At 33.4% G+C, this 17366-nt stretch carries 21 protein-coding genes; 10 read left to right on the top strand and 11 right to left on the bottom strand.

What is annotated here, in order from left to right; all coding sequences use genetic code 11:
• Positions 1-62: 62 nt before the first annotated feature.
• Positions 63-1292, top strand: coding sequence for a 1-deoxy-D-xylulose-5-phosphate reductoisomerase (locus ACTF45_RS08530; RefSeq protein ID WP_288347762.1), 1230 nt, complete (start codon positions 63-65; stop codon positions 1290-1292).
• Positions 1293-1297: 5 nt separating this feature from the next.
• The gene (locus ACTF45_RS08525) at positions 1298-1627 is read left to right on the top strand and encodes a (2Fe-2S) ferredoxin domain-containing protein (RefSeq protein WP_438949785.1); all 330 of its coding nucleotides are present in this window, start codon (positions 1298-1300) and stop codon (positions 1625-1627) included.
• A gap of 19 nt (positions 1628-1646) precedes the next feature.
• On the opposite strand, the gene ACTF45_RS08520 is transcribed toward ACTF45_RS08525, so the two are convergent.
• From ACTF45_RS08520 to ACTF45_RS08505, 4 genes are read right to left on the bottom strand one after another with little or no spacing between them, the layout of a single operon-like run.
• Entirely contained in the window at positions 1647-2741 is a 1095-nt protein-coding gene (locus ACTF45_RS08520; protein WP_438949784.1) for a YheT family hydrolase, read from the bottom strand.
• The gene (locus ACTF45_RS08515) at positions 2728-4164 is read right to left on the bottom strand and encodes an NAD(P)(+) transhydrogenase (Re/Si-specific) subunit beta (RefSeq protein ID WP_011132778.1); all 1437 of its coding nucleotides are present in this window, start codon (positions 4162-4164) and stop codon (positions 2728-2730) included. The genes ACTF45_RS08520 and ACTF45_RS08515 overlap by 14 nt, the downstream gene beginning before the upstream one ends.
• 13 nt (positions 4165-4177) lie before the next feature.
• A complete protein-coding gene (locus ACTF45_RS08510) occupies positions 4178-4474 on the bottom strand; it encodes an NAD(P) transhydrogenase subunit alpha (protein ID WP_011132779.1) in 297 nt (98 codons plus the stop codon).
• Between the two features lie 15 nt (positions 4475-4489).
• Entirely contained in the window at positions 4490-5620 is a 1131-nt protein-coding gene (locus tag ACTF45_RS08505; protein ID WP_288348158.1) for a Re/Si-specific NAD(P)(+) transhydrogenase subunit alpha, read from the bottom strand.
• A gap of 132 nt (positions 5621-5752) precedes the next feature.
• Between ACTF45_RS08505 and ACTF45_RS08500 the strand changes: the two genes are divergently transcribed.
• From ACTF45_RS08500 to trxB, 3 genes are all read left to right on the top strand, one after another.
• Positions 5753-6331 carry a hypothetical protein gene (locus ACTF45_RS08500; RefSeq protein WP_011132781.1) on the top strand — a complete coding sequence of 193 codons (579 nt, stop codon included), beginning with the start codon at positions 5753-5755 and terminating at the stop codon, positions 6329-6331.
• 155 nt (positions 6332-6486) lie between these two features.
• Positions 6487-6723, top strand: a complete 237-nt coding sequence (locus tag ACTF45_RS08495) for a hypothetical protein (RefSeq protein ID WP_438949783.1) — start codon at positions 6487-6489, stop codon at positions 6721-6723.
• A 57-nt stretch (positions 6724-6780) separates the two neighbouring features.
• Positions 6781-8157 (top strand): thioredoxin-disulfide reductase, encoded by a 1377-nt coding sequence (gene trxB, locus ACTF45_RS08490; RefSeq protein ID WP_438949782.1) that lies wholly within the window; start codon positions 6781-6783, stop codon positions 8155-8157.
• A 16-nt stretch (positions 8158-8173) separates the two neighbouring features.
• Here trxB and infA read toward each other — a convergent pair whose 3' ends face one another.
• The 4 genes from infA to petM all read right to left on the bottom strand — a co-directional run bounded on the left by infA (position 8174) and on the right by petM (position 9929).
• Positions 8174-8440, bottom strand: coding sequence for a translation initiation factor IF-1 (infA, locus tag ACTF45_RS08485; protein ID WP_438949781.1), 267 nt, complete (start codon positions 8438-8440; stop codon positions 8174-8176).
• 104 nt (positions 8441-8544) lie between these two features.
• Complete coding sequence (locus tag ACTF45_RS08480) at positions 8545-8757, bottom strand: hypothetical protein (protein WP_036930560.1); 213 nt, start codon at positions 8755-8757, stop codon at positions 8545-8547.
• 52 nt (positions 8758-8809) lie between these two features.
• Entirely contained in the window at positions 8810-9772 is a 963-nt protein-coding gene (locus ACTF45_RS08475) for an NAD(P)H-binding protein (RefSeq protein ID WP_438949780.1), read from the bottom strand.
• 58 nt (positions 9773-9830) lie between these two features.
• Positions 9831-9929, bottom strand: a complete 99-nt coding sequence (petM, locus tag ACTF45_RS08470) for a cytochrome b6-f complex subunit PetM (protein WP_011132786.1) — start codon at positions 9927-9929, stop codon at positions 9831-9833.
• Between the two features lie 112 nt (positions 9930-10041).
• Here petM and ACTF45_RS08465 point away from each other — a divergent pair, with 112 nt between their 5' ends.
• Together ACTF45_RS08465 and ilvN are read left to right on the top strand one after the other, a co-directional pair.
• Positions 10042-10983 (top strand): alpha/beta fold hydrolase, encoded by a 942-nt coding sequence (locus tag ACTF45_RS08465; RefSeq protein WP_438949779.1) that lies wholly within the window; start codon positions 10042-10044, stop codon positions 10981-10983.
• 6 nt (positions 10984-10989) lie between these two features.
• Positions 10990-11514 (top strand): acetolactate synthase small subunit, encoded by a 525-nt coding sequence (gene ilvN, locus ACTF45_RS08460; RefSeq protein ID WP_438949778.1) that lies wholly within the window; start codon positions 10990-10992, stop codon positions 11512-11514.
• Here the strand turns inward: ilvN and ACTF45_RS08455 are convergent.
• Both ACTF45_RS08455 and ACTF45_RS08450 read right to left on the bottom strand, forming a co-directional pair.
• A complete protein-coding gene (locus ACTF45_RS08455; protein ID WP_438949796.1) occupies positions 11511-12113 on the bottom strand; it encodes a peptidylprolyl isomerase in 603 nt (200 codons plus the stop codon). The two genes, ilvN and ACTF45_RS08455, sit on opposite strands and share 4 nt — an antisense overlap.
• A gap of 53 nt (positions 12114-12166) precedes the next feature.
• Positions 12167-12724 (bottom strand): photosystem I assembly protein Ycf4, encoded by a 558-nt coding sequence (locus ACTF45_RS08450; RefSeq protein ID WP_438949777.1) that lies wholly within the window; start codon positions 12722-12724, stop codon positions 12167-12169.
• A 184-nt stretch (positions 12725-12908) separates the two neighbouring features.
• Here ACTF45_RS08450 and psbD point away from each other — a divergent pair, with 184 nt between their 5' ends.
• Together psbD and psbC are read left to right on the top strand one after the other, a co-directional pair.
• A complete protein-coding gene (gene psbD, locus ACTF45_RS08445) occupies positions 12909-13985 on the top strand; it encodes a photosystem II D2 protein (photosystem q(a) protein) (protein ID WP_011132791.1) in 1077 nt (358 codons plus the stop codon).
• On the top strand, positions 13969-15351 hold the full coding sequence (gene psbC, locus ACTF45_RS08440; RefSeq protein WP_438949776.1) for a photosystem II reaction center protein CP43: 1383 nt from the start codon (positions 13969-13971) through the stop codon (positions 15349-15351). The genes psbD and psbC overlap by 17 nt, the downstream gene beginning before the upstream one ends.
• Before the next feature lie 47 nt (positions 15352-15398).
• Here psbC and ACTF45_RS08435 read toward each other — a convergent pair whose 3' ends face one another.
• A complete protein-coding gene (locus tag ACTF45_RS08435; protein ID WP_438949775.1) occupies positions 15399-16025 on the bottom strand; it encodes a nucleoside triphosphate pyrophosphatase in 627 nt (208 codons plus the stop codon).
• 66 nt (positions 16026-16091) lie between these two features.
• Between ACTF45_RS08435 and ACTF45_RS08430 the strand changes: the two genes are divergently transcribed.
• A partial coding sequence (locus ACTF45_RS08430) for a cobyric acid synthase (protein ID WP_438949774.1) occupies positions 16092-17366 on the top strand: 1275 nt, incomplete at its 3' end.

Raw genomic sequence — 17366 nt, 5'->3', positions numbered from 1 at the left:
TTAAATTTTTTATTTTTTAAATTCACCTTTAAGTGGGAAAATATTATAAATATTAGAGAAAATTGAAATACATCACTGTGCTGGGTTCAACAGGTTCAATTGGAACTCAAACTCTCGAAATAGTAAGTGAACTGCCTGATAAATTCAAAGTAGTAGCTCTTTCAGCAGGGAGAAATATAGACCTATTGACGGAGCAAGTTAGTCAACATAAACCAGAAGTTATTGCTATTGAGGATGAAAATCTTTTAACAGATTTAAAAAATAATATTAACAATTTAGGAATAAGTAATCCTCCTATAGTTTTAGGTGGTCGAGAGGCAATTAATTCAGTGGCAGCATGGGATTCTGCCGATACTGTAATTACTGGAATAGTAGGATGTGCTGGACTTATTCCGACGATGTCAGCTATTAAGGCTGGTAAAAATATTGCGCTTGCCAATAAAGAAACCTTAATTGCCGCGGGGTCTGTTGTTATACCTGCTTTAAAGGAAAGCAAAAGTAGACTTTTACCTGCGGACTCTGAGCATTCAGCTATCTTTCAATGCATACAAGGATTACCTAATTATGAAAATGCCGATTTTTCAACAGGTCAAATCCCAAATGGTTTAAAAGCTATTCATTTAACTGCATCAGGAGGTGCTTTTAGAGATTGGGCAGTAGAGGATTTAAAAAATGTCACAGTGGAAGATGCGACTTCTCATCCAAATTGGAGTATGGGGAGAAAAATAACTGTAGATTCTGCCACTCTTATGAACAAAGGATTGGAGGTTATTGAAGCACATTATCTTTTTGGGACGTCCTACGAAAATATTGAAATTGTTATACATCCTCAAAGTATTATTCATTCAATGATTGAGATGGAAGATTCTTCTGTCCTAGCTCAATTAGGATGGCCTGATATGAAGCTCCCAATTTTATATGCAATGAGTTGGCCAGAAAGGTTCAAAACTAATTGGAAAAGATTTAATTTAACTGAGATTGGGCAACTTACATTTAAAAAACCGGACGAAGTAAAATATCCATGTATGGGACTTGCATATTCAGCAGGGAAATGTTCAGGAACAATGCCTGCAGTACTTAATGCTGCGAATGAAATGGCAGTAGATCAATTTCTAAAAGAAAAAATTTCTTTTCAAGAAATTCCTATCTTTATAAATAAAACTTGTGAATCACATTTGAATAAAATCAACTTAAACCCAAAGTTAGAAGATATTCTAGAGGTTGATAATTGGGCGAGGATTTTTGTTCAAGAAGAGATAAAAAAAGGCAAAAAATATATCAACGTAGGTTAAAAAAAGTGAACGTTCAAAAGCACTTATTACTTTGTGCAACGCCTACAAAACAAAAATGTTTTAAAGGCGATGAAGGTAATAAGACTTGGGAATGTCTTAAAAAGACTTTAAAAAATTATGAGAATGATTCTTCTTTAAGAAATATACAAATAATGAGATCTAAAGTTGATTGTTTAAGAATATGTAAAAATGGACCAATTCTTCTAATTTGGCCTGATGGCATTTGGTATGAAAAAGTTTCTCCAGAAAAAGTATCAGAAATTTTCACCTCTCATGTAATTAATGGTAATCCAATCGAAAAGTGGATTTTTAAAAAAACTCCTTTTGAAAAATAATTTTAAAAATATATATTTCTTAAAGACTTAAAAGCCAATTCTTAACTGCTTCATCAGACCAACAACCATTATTTGAATGAAAACCATTATGACCCCCTTTGTCAGTTATTAGAATAGTTAATTTATCAAATGATTCATTCAAAGAATTTTTTAAATTAAAAGTAGATTGATATGGAACCCAAGGATCATCCTTAGCGTGGATTAAAAGAGTAGGAGGAAGATTCTTAATTAAATTTTGAATCCTAAAAATAGGTGAAGCTTGATAATAATAATCCTCTAAAGATTTGAACCCCCAACTAGGTGCAGTGAAATTTGCATCAAATTCTCCTATCGTTTTTAAACCTTTAATTTTTTTACTCAAGCTACTTTTAGGAAATAAAATCCCTTCGTTTTTAAATCCATCCCATAATTGCCTTTTCAAACGTTGCATTAACCATTTTTGATATAAAAAATTTCGAGGTCTTTCTATACAATTGCTGCAAGATAATAAATCTAAAGGGCTACTAACGCAGGCCAATCCATCTAATAATTTTCTACTACTTTTTTTTGAGCTGTGGTCTAAGCAGGCATTAAGAAGAATAGTTCCTCCTAAAGATAATCCAACTCCAAATATAGGTAAATCTTCTTTATTTTTTAAAGAATCTTTTAATTCAGAATTAAGAAGTTGTCTAAAAATTTTAAGCCCCAAAATAATATCATTCGAACATCTTGCGGAATAATTCCCTTTCGCCAAATATCTAGCTGATCCAGCCCCTCTAAGATTTAATTTAAGAACTCCAAATCCATTATTAACTAACTTTCTAGCAATTCGTTTTAAACCAAAACGCCTAGTAGATCCTCCTAATCCATGAGTAATAAGAACAATTCCTTTTAAAAAATCTAAGTTCTCTGGTAACTCTAAGAACCCTAAGAGATAATCACCATCAAATTTTTCTGAGAGAATATTATTTATTGGTAAAAGTATTTTTTTATTTGTTTTAGCTTGTTGAAGATCAAAAATAAATGTATCTCTTAAAGTTTGAAGGTCCCCTCCAATCCAAGGAAACGCCTGTTTAAAAGGTCTTTTGTTTATATAGTCTGAGAACTTAAATAAGAGATTACTATTTATCGCCAACTCCTAGATCCTTTAATTCTCCAATTAACTCACTTAAAACTTTCTTGGCATCACCAAAAACCATAGAGGTATTTGGCAAGTCAAACAAATCATTTTTTATACCCGAATAACCAGCGCTCATCCCTCTTTTTATTACAAAGACTGTTCTTGCTTCTTGTACATCAAGAACAGGCATTCCATATAAAGGAGAACTCTTGTCATTTTTTGCTTGAGGATTAACAACATCATTTGCCCCTAAGACCAAAACAACATCTGTTGCCGGGAATTCTGGATTAACAACATCCATTTCTTTGAGTTGTTCATAAGGAACATCTGCTTCTGCCAAAAGAACATTCATATGGCCTGGCATTCTGCCTGCTACAGGATGAATAGCATATACAACTTCAATACCATTTTGTTCTAGTTTTTTTGTTACTTCTCTCAAAGTATGTTGTGCTTGAGCCACAGCAAGACCATATCCGGGAACAACGATAACCCTATTTGCTGCCTCTAATGTTAAAGCACATTCTTCAACACTACAGGAAGTTATATTTGTATATTCCCCTGATCCAGAAGATGTAGTAGTTTGTGCAGATAAAGAGCCTCCAAAAAGGACAGAAATCAGAGATCTGTTCATTCCTTTGCACATTACCTGAGTTAATATCAATCCTGCTGCTCCCACCATTGCTCCAGCCACAATTAAAAGCTGACTGTCTACTACAAAACCTGCAGCTGCAGCTGCGATACCTGAATAACTATTTAAAAGAGATATAACAACCGGCATATCTGCACCACCAATTGGCAAAGTTACCCCAATTCCTAAAAGAGTAGATGCTATAACTAAAAGCCAAATCGAACTAACATTACCGCTTATTAGATATATGAAAGATATCAATGAAGTTACTCCAAAAACAATGTTTACAAAATGTCTAGCTTTAACCTGAGTCCATCCAGGGGTGGACAGCCAACCTTGTAATTTAGCCATTGCCACGATTGAACCTGAAAAAGTAATCGCACCAACAAATATTGAAACTGAAATAGAAGCATCATTAATAAAAGGTTCTAAAGATCCTGCTTTCGCTACTTCATTAAAAGGGAATAAAAATGCACCAATAGCTACCAATAGAGAAGACATTCCACCAAAACCATTGAACAAAGCTACAGTCTCTGGCATTGATGTCATTGGAACCTTCTTAGCAAGTAAAGTTCCTAACAAACTTCCCACTAAGGATCCAACAATGATCCATGCCCATGATTGAGCTGGGATTCCAGAAGTACCTAGATAGTAGGAGAGTAAACCTACAACAGAAAGCAACATAGCAAATGCTGCTAATATATTTGCTTCTCTAGCAGACCTAACTTTTGATAACCCTTTTATACCAAGTGCTAATAAAAGAACTGCTAGAAGATCAATAACGAATTTAATAATATCAGGAAGATTCATTTTATGTAATTAATTATTTATTTTTTTTTGTAGGTTTACGACTAAACATGGCAAGCATTCTGTCCGTTACAAAAAAACCACCTACAACGTTAAAAAGAGCAAATCCAAGAGATATTGATCCGATTATTAATAATGGACTATTTGGCTCTGCTTTTATAATTGCAGTTAATGCTGCCAACATTGTTATACCTGAGATGGCATTTGCCCCACTCATTAAAGGTGTATGAAGTGTTGGAGGTACTTTTCCTATTAACTCCAGACCTAATAAACTTCCAAGCAACAAAACCCAGAGCAAGCTATCAAAATTCATAATTTAATTAAGACCTCAATTTTCAAAAACTTTATTTTGAAGGATAACTCCTTCATTACTTAATAAACAGCCAGAGATTAATTCATCCTCTTTATCTAGATTAATTACACCATCTTTTATGAAAGGTGTAATCAAAGATGTGAGGTTCTTAGCATAAAGTGTACTTGCATCATAAGGAACAGATGATGGTAACTCGCCAGCTCCTATTAGCTTTACGCCATTCCTAATAATAGTTTCATTAGATTTTGTTCCTTCGCAATTACCTCCTTGAGATACGGCCAAATCAATAACTACTGCTCCAGGTCGCATCTTTTCAATCATATTAGAATCGATTAAAACAGGAGCTTTTTTACCTAAGACTTGTGCAGTACAAACAGCAACATCAGCTTCGGATAAATATTTAGTTAACGTAGCCTTTTGTTTAGAAAGGAATTCAGGCGTAACTGCTTTTGCATAACCACCTGATTCGCCTGGTTTTTCGTCAATTTCAGGAAGTTCTATAAATCTTGCTCCAAGAGATTCAACTTGCTCTTTTACAGCTGGCCTAATATCAGACACGAAAACAATAGCTCCAAGTCTTTTTGCAGTGGCAACTGCCTGCAATCCTGCAACTCCTCCACCAAGAACAACAACTTTCGCAGGCTGTACAGTTCCTGCTGCAGTCATAAGCATCGGAAAATATCTATCAAGTTCACTTGCTGCTAAAAGAACTGCTTTATATCCTGCGATATTGGCTTGAGAAGAAAGTACATCCGATGATTGAGCTCTACTAATCCTTGGAAGTAATTCCATTGATAAAGCTGAGATCTTTTTACTAGTTATAGTTTTTTGAAGTTTTTCATTAGCATATGGATTTAAAAGGCCTAGCAGAATAGCACCTTTTTTTAACTTGCTTAAATTAGATTCAGAAGGAGGTTGAACACAAAAAACAACATCGGCATTCTCCCAAATATTTATATTAGATTTACTAACAATTTCACCTCCAGATTCTTTGTATAAAGTGTCGTTAAACCCTGATAGTTCTCCAGCTGAACTTTCTACAAAAACTTCGCATCCAAGACATTTTAATTTTTTTACAGCTGAGGGAGTAGCTGAAACTCTTCTCTCTCCAGAGGCTGTTTCAATAGGAATGAGTATCTTTGTCAATTTATAGTAGTTTTAAACATACTAAAGATAATTTGAATAAAGTCAAAAGTCTTGGAGTTTGAGTTTTGTTAAAAATATATTTTCTTTTCTTTAAATCATGGCTATGAAAAATATATAAGTATTAAAAATCTAATGAGCATAAAAGCTATCGAATGCCCAGATGGAGTTTGTCATAGTCATCATGGCGGCCATGCTGTTCCAAGACAAACCATGCAGAGAAACTTAGAAAAACATGGTAAAGACTGGTGTGAAAAACTAGCTGAAAGAATTTATGAAATGTCAGTTGATACCTATTCTCAAACAGTAATGCCTAGCCTTCATTCATCAGGATGGCAAAGAAGACATCTAGATTGGGAATTTAAATTAGCCGAAAATGACTCTGAACCTGATGAAGCTCTTGTTGAAGGAATCATAAATGCTACTGAAAGTTTTCTAAGAAGCAGTGAGGTGCATAGATTATTCATACAAGAACTCGTACAGGGTACGTTTGAAGAAGCGAATGATAAAAAAATAATTTCTAAAGCTATAAAGTCTATTATTGAAGAGGAAATAGTTATTTCGTTAAGAGAAAAAAAAGAAATTCTTTTAAGAAAAATATCATCAAAATTAGTTTCTGAAGAAAAAGTTAGCGAGGAGCTTGCAATAAATTCAGCAAAAGAAGGATTTGATGAAGTTGAAAGGTTACTCGTAAATCACACAGAGGCAGTTTAGACCTAATTCTTTATATTTTTTTTATATTCACAGCAAATATAGCCTCAAATATTAACTAATTATTAAATTATTGTTTGAAAGTACAAAGTTGTAACTTATTAGACAATGATTAAAGCAATCCATATGCTTATCTATAGTCAATTCCAAATCAGGAAATGTCTAATTTTATAAGAAAAAGAATTGATGTAGCAACCTGTTGGGCAACCAACAGGATTTCCGTAATGGATACTCTTGAAAAATACGAGGATAGTTACGCAATTGCAGAGGAGTTTAGAGAATGGATATTGCATATTGGTGAAGAAAATGAAAACCTAAAAAGTTCTGTATTAAATTTTCCTAATGAATTAAAAGAATTATTAAAACAAAAGATAAATGAGAACTTAATCGAGTGAAATCCGACCTTCATAAGTAGGACTAATTGATTAATATTGAATTAAATAAATATTTCAATGGAAACAAAAGTAAAAGAGCACAATGTAGAAAATTTAGTGATAATAGGATCTGGTCCAGCAGGTTATACAGCTGCTATATATGCAGCCCGTGCAAACCTTCAACCTCTCTTAGTAACGGGATTTAATTCTGGTGGAATTCCAGGAGGTCAATTAATGACGACTACTTTCGTTGAAAACTATCCAGGTTTTCCTGATGGAGTATTAGGTCCTGAATTAATGGATTTAATGAAAGCTCAAGCCGAAAGATGGGGAACAAATTTATATGAGAGTGATGTTATTTCAATTGATACCAGTAAAAGTCCTTTTGAGTTAAAAACCTTAGAAGGAAGCATTAAATCCAATTCAATTATTATCGCAACTGGCGCAAGTGCTAATAGGTTAGGTGTTATAAATGAAGATAAATTTTGGAGCAAAGGCATAAGTGCTTGCGCAATTTGTGATGGAGCGACGCCACAGTTTAGAGATGAAGAATTAGCAGTTATTGGAGGCGGAGATTCTGCATGTGAAGAAGCTGCATATCTCACAAAATATGGTAGCAAGGTGCATTTACTCGTCAGATCCGAAAAACTGAGAGCTAGTGCCGCAATGATAGATAGAGTAAAAGCTAATTCAAAGATTGAAATACACTGGAACACAAAAGTAGAGAAAGCTAATGGTACTGATTGGCTTGAAAACGTTGAAACCATTAATTCACAAAAAGGTAACGTCGAAATTAAAGTTAAAGGACTTTTTTATGCTATTGGACACACACCTAATACAAAGTTTTTAAATAATAAAATTGAATTAGATAAAAAAGGATATATTGCTTGTAATTCAGGAAGACCAGAAACTTCAATAGAAGGTATATTTGCGGCTGGCGATGTTGTAGATTCTGAGTGGAGACAAGGGGTTACAGCTGCTGGTACAGGATGTATGGCAGCATTAGCTGCTGAGAGATGGTTAGCAGAGAAGAATTTATCAAAAATAATTGTTAGAGAAACAAGCGAACCAGAGAAAACATTGTCTTCATCAAGTTTTAATGAAGAGGAGACAAATGAAGATACTTTCGATTTAAATTCCGAATGGCAAAAAGGTAGTTACGCACTGAGGAAGCTTTATCATGAGAGTAATAAACCAATATTAGTTATTTTTAGCTCACCAAGTTGTGGACCATGCCATGTATTAAAACCACAACTTAAAAGAGTGATTAAGGAATTTGATGGAGCTGTACAAGGTATAGAAATTGATATTGATAAAGATCAAGAAATCGCTAAACAAGCAGGAATAAATGGAACTCCTACAATACAACTATTTAAAGACAAATTACTTAAAAAACAGTGGCAGGGTGTTAAACAACGTAGTGAATTCAAAGAAGCGATACAAAATATAATCTGATTAAATTATTTATTATTTATTTCCTTCTTGTATTATTTTTAGAATTTCCAGTTCTTGAGCCACCACCGCCTGCATTTCTTTCTCGATAGGTGATCCTTCCTCTAGTTAGATCATAAGGACTTATTTCCACGAGTACTTTATCTCCAGCTAACAATTTAATTCTAAATTTAGTTAACTTCCCTGCTGCTCTGCATAAACATTGGTGACCTTCAGGTTGCTCTAAAGTAACCAAATAAAAACCATTTCCTTGTTCTTTTTCTATCACCCCAGATGTTTCGATCATTAAATAATTTATTTTCTAGATTTATATTATCAGAAAAGAATAAACAAAATTTACCCCAACATAATTACTTCAGATGAATTAAGTTAATTGCAAAAATTTTTAATTTATACAAAAAATTTGATTTCATTAATTATTTGTAACTGACCATAATAAAAATTCGCCTTTGCAATTTTTTCAGGATCTTCTAGTTGATCGAAAAAAACGAATCCTAAACTCTCCCATAAGGATGACCCACAAACATTGTTTAATTCATTAGTTGCCTCTTGAGCGATATTATTTAACTTACGTTCAAGATTTTTTGATTTAGAAATTGACATCGGATTTTATATTTATAGTACAAATATACTATAAAACTCATCTAATGCAAATTTAGAAAGGAAGTCTCTTTTTTTCTTCAATATTTAGATCAGCTTCCATTTCTTTAAGTCTTTTTAAAATCTGCTGATAATATTCTTTAATGTAATTTTCTAAGGAAGTAGAATCTTCTTTCTTAAGTTCTAAGACTTCATAAGTGTTACTCATATCAGCGTCTAAGGGGACTCCACTACTAGTAACTTCAGCGAAGGCCAATCTCTCAGAAACATTTAGTGCATCTTGAAAAAATGAAACCACGTTCTGAGTTACTTTTATTAGAAAAGGCGAAACTCTAAAAATCTTTGCCTTCTTATTACTATATTTTTCGCATAGAGAAATTACTTCATCAGAATCCCAAGCTCTTGGCCCAACTAAAGGAAGTGAAAGCTTATAAGATTTAGGCTTATTTATTGAGGAAACAACAATTTTAGCCATATCTTGCGTGTTCATATAGGCGACTTTAGTTGGGGTGCCACTCATCCAGACGGCTTGGCTATCTAACACCGGAATAGCGAATTGACTAATAACTCCTTGCATAAAAGCAGCACATTTAAATATCGTGTAGTCGAAGTTAGATTTCTCTAGAAGTTTTTCAGTGCAATACTTAACATCCATTAAAGGTACATTTCTAAACTTTTCTGTTAGTAAGATTGATAGAAAAATAACCCTTTTTATTTTTTTCGATTCACAAGCATTAAAAAGATTAAGTTTCCCATCCCAGTCAGTCTCATATATACTTTTGGAATCTTCGGGTCTACCAGTTGCGCTATCAATAACTACTTCAATATCTTGTAGAGCATAATCTATATCTCCAGAATTGAGTAAATTTCCCTTTGTAAGTTCACAACCCCATTCTTGGAGAAAAGAAGCTTTCCTTGGGTTTCTAACAAAACATCTAACTTCATGCCCTTCCTCAATAGCTTGCTTTGCTATCTGCCTTCCAAGAGTTCCAGTTGCACCTACTAAAAGAATCTTCATACTTAAGGATGTACTTAACTTTCCGAGATTAACTCACTTTCTATAGTATTCGTGAGAATCAATCTCCTTGAAATTTTAATAATAATGCACCACCAACCAATCCAATTGGTATCAATATCCAAAACACAGCAGCAATACTAAAAATTTCTTTAGCCATAGGAAACTTAATCAACTATTATAATTTAACGTTTATATGCATTTTTTTGTAGAAAAAATAACTAATGCAAATATCTTTAAATTATTTAAGAGAGAGATAAAGGGTTATTTATATGAACTCTATTGATAAATCAGTAGAAGGAGACGAAACTTATTACTGGAACTGGAATGGATTCAAAATATTTTGGAGTGTAAAAGGGAAAGAAAATATACATCCTATGATCTTGCTTCACGGGTTCGGAGCAAGCAGTAAACATTGGAGAAATAATTCTTACTACTTTGCACAAAAAGGATATTCTGTTTACTCAATAGATTTAATTGGATTTGGCAATTCAGCACAGCCAGGGATAAGAGATATAGGAAAATTAGATAATGGAGTTTGGTGTAATCAAGTCAGTGATTTTATTAAACAAGTAATCAGGCCAAAGACTTCTAAAAAGATTATTCTAATAGGAAATTCTTTAGGTTCTTTAGTAGCTTTAACATGCGCAGTTTATTTAAAGAATGAAATATTATCTGTTATTGCATCTCCTCTCCCTGATCCTCTAGTAATTATGAAAAGGGAATCAAAAATTAATTTGATTTTTGAAAAATTTAGAACGAAAATTATAAAAATATTTTTTAAAGTATTTCCTTTAGAAATAGTTCTATTTTTTGTAAATAAACTAGGAATAATAAAATTAGGGCTCAATTCTGCATATTTCAAAAAAGATAGAGTAGATAAAGAATTAATAAATATTGTAAGAAAACCAGTTTTAAGAAAGACTTCGGCAAGAGCATTAAGAGCTATGTGTATTGGCATGGCAACAAGGGGAGATAAATTAAAGGCCTCTTACCTTCTAGAACAACTTAGTCTTTCAAAAAAAATTCCTTTTTTATTGTTATGGGGAGAAAAAGATAATTTCATACCTTTATTTCTTGGCAAAAAGATTGCAAAATTCCATAGATGGGTAGAATTGAAAATAATATCCAATTCAGGTCACTGTGTTCATGATGAAGATCCTTCATTATTTAATAAAATTTCTTATGAATGGATTAGAGACATAAAAACCTAATAAAATATGAAACATACATTATCAGTACTTGTTGAAGACGAATCAGGGGCATTAAGTAGAATCTCAGGTCTTTTTGCCAGAAGAGGTTTTAATATCGATAGTCTTGCTGTTGGGCCTGCCGAAACTAAGGGAATTTCTAGATTAACAATGGTGGTAGAAGGTGACAATGAAACCCTTCAACAAATGACAAAACAACTTAATAAATTATTTAATGTTCTTGGAGTTGTTGATTTTACTAATCTTGCTGCAGTTGAAAGGGAACTAATGCTTCTTAAAGTATCTTCAAAAGAAGATACAAGAAGTAATATTTTGGATATCGTTCAAATATTTAGAGCAAAAGTAGTAGATGTGTCAGATATTGCTTTAACCCTCGAAGTGGTGGGAGATCCGGGGAAATTAGTTGCTTTAGAAAAGCTTCTTGAACCATATGGAATACTTGAGATTGCCAGAACAGGTAAAGTTGCCCTTAAGCGATCATCGGGAGTAAATACTGAAATGTTAAAAATAAATAAATATTCTTTAGATATTTAATTGGAAATTATAATTTCAAAAATCAAATCTTCTTTATCTATTTTTTTTAATATTTCTAATCCTTTTACAACTTTTCCAAATATTGAATACCTTCCATCTAGTTCAGGAAATTTATTAGTTACAAAGAAAAACTCAGTAGAAGAAGAACTCCTTTTTCCACTTTTTACCATCGCTAATGATCCCTTTTCAAAAAAGTTAGTCAAAGTTACAATTCCTGCAGGATCTAAAATTTGGTAACCATATTTTGGTTCGATTTCTTTTTTTAATTTTATTTCCAAGGGGATATTTCTTCTAAGTTTGTTTAAGTTTTGATTTTCTTTTTTGTAATAATTGTTTTCTGGGTAAATACCTGAATGAATTACTTTAACTTGAGGAAAATTAATTATCTTATAAAACCTTTTATTTTTATAGATATTTTTATTTACATTTTGAATAAAATTACTTACTGTAACTGGTTTACTTTTTCCATATAATTGCACATCAATATTACCTTTTGAAGTCTTGAAAACTACTCTTTCGTTCTTTTTTAAACAATTAAGATCAAGCTTTTTACAATAATAATTAGAATCAAAAGTATTTTTATAACTGCAACCTGTAATTAATAATAAAAATATCTTAAAAAATATAAGTGGTTTTAATAAATAAAATCTTCTTATTTTAAACCCTCCAAATTTACATTTAGAAATTTGGCTAATCTTGCTCCTTCCTCTTCTACTTGAAGCAACGGTTTAAGTTCTCCTGCTCCACTCAAAGGAAGTGCTTTTTTTCTGCCTTTAAGAACTAATGCAATTCTTCTTCTTGGATTAAATCCTTCACTTATATCAAGTTTTACTGACTTAATTTCATCAAAACTTAATTTAACTTCAATATCCTTAAATAATCCTTTTCTTTTAATTTCAACAGATTGCGAATCTTTATCAAAAAAGTTATAACCTGAGCCGAAATTTATAAAAACCAAATACCATAAATAAATATTAAGCAAATTCGCTATAACTCCATAAGCTCCCATTATTATTCCTTGAGGGATAAAAAGTAAGGTTGAAGGATTACCCAAAGGGAGCAAATCTCTCCCTGTATAGCTTGAGATCGCAGCTAAGATAAAACCTATACCGCCAATAGATAACATTCCTCCAATAAGGTAGTTCGATATTTTTCTTGAACCGTTGATTTTTTGTTCAATTTTGTTAAAGGAAGAGAGATTTGATTGCATAATATTTTTATTCTAGATGTCTATTCCTACTAATATAACTATAAATATAGAGTATTAATACCTAATTTTTAGCATTAAAGTTAGGAAAGCTTTACAAGGCATTTCATATATACAGATATTTCCCCACTTTACTCTCAATCTTTGTTACAGTCTCATCGTATCCCGAAGCTAAAAACGATTTCTCATGACGATCGCCGTTGGAAGCGCCCCACAGAGAGGATGGTTTGATGTCCTCGATGATTGGTTAAAGCGCGACAGGTTTGTATTTATTGGTTGGTCCGGTTTACTACTTCTACCTTGTGCATATCTTGCAATAGGTGGATGGTTTGTCGGAACAACATTTGTTACCTCTTGGTACACACATGGTATTGCATCTTCATATCTTGAAGGAGCAAACTTTTTGACAGCAGCTGTAAGTACCCCTGGAGATGCCATGGGTCACAGTCTTCTATTTTTATGGGGTCCAGAAGCCCAAGGTAGTTTCGTAAGATGGCTACAACTTGGTGGTCTTTGGAACTTTGTTGCATTACATGGAGTATTTGGCCTTATCGGTTTCATGCTTCGTCAATTTGAAATTGCTGGTCTTGTAGGTATCAGACCTTACAACGCACTTGCTTTTTCAGCTGTAATTGCAGTTTTTACAAGTATTTTCCTTATCTACCCACTAGGACAGCATAGTTGGTTCTTTGCACCTTCATTTGGTGTTGCTGCAATCTTCCGTTATATCTTGTTCATTCAAGGTTTTCACAATATTACCCTTAACCCTTTTCACATGATGGGTGTTGCTGGAATTCTTGGTGGTGCACTTCTTTGCGCTATCCACGGAGCTACAGTTCAAAACACATTATATGAAGATACAAGTGTTTACACAGACGGTAAAGTTCAAAGTTCAACTTTTAGAGCTTTCGATCCAACACAAGAAGAAGAAACTTATTCAATGATTACAGCGAATAGATTTTGGAGCCAAATTTTTGGTATTGCTTTCTCTAACAAGAGATTTCTTCACTTCTTGATGTTATTTGTACCTGTTATGGGTATGTGGACGTCTTCAATTGGTATTGTTGGTTTAGCACTTAACTTAAGAGCTTACGATTTCGTTAGCCAAGAGATAAGAGCTGCAGAAGATCCAGAATTTGAAACATTCTACACAAAGAATATACTTCTGAACGAAGGTATGCGAGCATGGATGTCTTCTGTGGATCAACCACACGAAAACTTTGTATTCCCTGAGGAGGTTCTTCCGCGTGGAAACGCCCTTTAATAATTTACTAAGAGCTCCTAACCAGAGTATTGAAGAAACTGGTTACGCTTGGTACGTAGGTAACGCCAGATTAATTAATTTATCTGGACGTTTACTTGGAGCACACATTGCACACTCTGGCCTAATAGTATTTTGGGCTGGAGCAATGATGTTATTCGAAGTAAGCCATTTCACATTTGATAAACCAATGTGGGAACAAGGCTTAATTTGTATGCCTCACGTTGCAATGTTTGGGTTTGGAATTGGCCCTGGTGGTGAAGTTACTTCTGTATATCCCTTCTTCGTTGCAGGTGTTATACATTTAATTTCCTCAGCAGTTTTAGGTTTTGGAGGAATTTATCACTCTTTAGCTGGTCCAGAAAAGCTTGAGCAAGATTTTCCTTTCTTTTCAACTGACTGGAGAGATAAGAACCAAATGACTAACATATTGGGTTATCACCTAGTAGTTTTAGGAGTTGGTGCTTTATTTTTCGTAGCTGATTGGATGTTTATTGGTGGTGCTTATGATACATGGGCCCCCGGTGGAGGAGAAGTTAGATTGGTTAGTCCAACTTTAGATCCAAGAGTAATTCTTGGTTATCTATTTAGGTCTCCATGGGGAGGTGCTGGTTCAATTATCGGTGTTAACTCAATTGAAGACATTGTTGGAGGCCATGTATACGTTGGTATAACCGCAATTATTGGTGGTTTATTCCATATCTTCACAAAACCCTTTGGATGGGCTAGAAGAGCATTCATTTGGAATGGAGAAGGACTTCTAAGTTATGCACTTGGTGGAATCTGTGTTGCAAGTTTTATTGCATCAACTTTCATCTGGTTTAACAATACTGCTTACCCTTCAGAATTCTATGGCCCAACAAACGCTGAAGCTTCACAGGCCCAAAGCTTTACTTTCCTTGTGAGAGATCAAAGAATTGGAGCTAATGTAGGTTCAACAATGGGACCAACAGGATTAGGTAAGTATCTCATGAGATCTCCTACAGGTGAAATTATATTTGGTGGTGAAACAATGAGATTTTGGGATTTCAGAGGACCATGGTTAGAACCTTTAAGAGGACCTAACGGATTGAGCCTTGAGAAAATTCAAAATGATATTCAGCCTTGGCAAGTAAGAAGAGCAGCTGAATATATGACTCATGCACCTAATGCTTCTATCAACTCTGTTGGTGGTATTATTACTGAGCCTAATGCTGTTAACTTTGTTAATTTAAGACAATGGTTAGCTGCAGCTCAATTCTTCCTAGGATGGTTTACATTCATCGGTCACCTTTGGCATGCAGGTCGTGCTAGAGCAGCCGCTGCCGGTTTCGAAAAAGGAATCGACAGAAAGAGTGAACCAGCTCTAGAAATGTCAGATCTAGATTAATTCTAAATTAATCAACTAAAAGTCCTACTTATTTGTAGGGCTTTTTTTTATGGAAAAATTCCTTCCTTAATTAGACTCTTTCTAAGCCATGGCAAACTTAAACCCATTACATTACTAAAACAACCATCTATCTTTTCGATATATTTACCTCCCTTGCCTTCTAAAGCAAATCCTCCAGCACAATATAAAGGTTCAAGAGAGTCAACATAATTTTTTATCTCTTCATCTTGTAATTTAGAAAAATATACTTTAGAACTTACTGTTTTTTGAATTTTCTTAGTCACTTTGAGAACTTTCAAGGTTGAATCAAAAGTACTAATTAGTAAGGTATGTCCCGTATGGAGAAAACCAAATTCTCCCGACATTTTTGACCATCTTCTATATGCTTCTTCTTTGTCTGATGGTTTTCCGAAAGCTCTTCCATTAAATTCGAATATTGAATCACAACCAAGAATTTCGACAGAACTATAATTAAACTTTTCTGGTAAGTCTATTTCTTGGATATTAAGAGCAATACTACTAGCCTTTTGAAAAGACAATTCGAGAGTTAAATTAGATATATCTTTCTCTTTTACTAAAGCTTCATCAAAATTACTTGATATTTGAATAAATTCGATTTGAGAATTTTCTAGTAATTTCTTTCTAGATTGAGAAGCAGAGGCTAGAATTAACACAAATTTTTTATCGAATTATAATTCAATTTACTTATTAATAAATTACAAGATTAATATAAATTACTAATGGAATTAATAGAAAAACTACAACCTATTAAAAAGCCCTTAATGGTTTTAGGTACATCTAGCGGGGCAGGCAAATCTTTAACAGTTACGGCCATAGGCAGGATTCTTAAAAATTCAGGAGAAGAACCAATACCTTTTAAGGGTCAAAATATGAGTAACAATGCATGGGTTGATTGGAATGGTGGAGAGATGGCATTTTCTCAAGCTTTACAAGCATTTGCTTGCGGGATAATTCCTTCTTCGGAGATGAATCCTATCCTATTAAAACCACAAGGTAATTCAACTAGTGAAGTCATTCATTTAGGAAGAAGTATGGGTATTACAACAGCAAAAGATTACTACAAAGATTGGTTTTCCTCTGGATGGGAAGTAATTAAAGAAAGTTTGAATTCAATATATGAACGACACCCAAATTGTCGTTTAATTATTGAGGGGGCAGGAAGTCCTGTAGAGATGAATTTAATTCACAGAGACCTTACGAACTTAAGAGTTGCAAAGTATTTAAATGCGAATTGCATTTTAGTAACTGATATCGAAAGAGGAGGTGTATTTGCTCAAATAATAGGAACTCTTGAGTTAATGAAACCGGACGAAAGAAAACTCATTAAAGGCATATTAATAAACAGATTTAGAGGAGACCTTTCATTATTTGAAGAAGGTAAAAAATGGATAGAAAACAAAACAAAAATCCCTGTTTTAGGAATAATTCCTTGGTTAGATGATAAATTCCCTCCAGAGGATTCCTTAGATTTATTAGAAAAAAAATCATCTGTAACCAACCCTGAAATAAAGGTTGGAATTATAAAATTGCCATCTATAAGTAACTTTTCAGATTTTGATCCATTAGAAAATGAAGAATCAATATTAATCAAATGGGTAATGGAATCTCAAAATTTAAATCAATTTGATTTTCTTATTATTCCTGGAAGTAAACAGACTATTAAAGATCAACTATTTCTTCAAGAATCTGGATTAGCAGATGATTTAAGATGCTATGCGAATAATAATGGAAATATTTTTGGAATTTGTGGAGGTCTACAAATGTTAGGTACAACTCTTGAAGATCCATTGCTAAAAGAAGGTTCGAAATCTGCCGAAACTAAATCAGTTAAAGGGATTGGATTACTCCCACTAAAAACAATCTTCCATGAAAAAAAAATAACAAGGCAAAGTGACTCTGTATCAATCTGGCCATGCTTAACAGAAACTACTGGATTTGAGATTCATAATGGTGTAACTGAATTAGATAAATGCCAAAATACATCGAAGGTAAAA

The organism is Prochlorococcus sp. (assembly GCF_965655815.1).
Taxonomy (GTDB): Bacteria; Cyanobacteriota; Cyanobacteriia; order PCC-6307; family Cyanobiaceae; genus Prochlorococcus_A; species Prochlorococcus_A pastoris.
The sequence above is the reverse complement of the archived record's forward strand: the minus strand, read 5'-3'. Positions and strand labels throughout refer to the sequence as shown.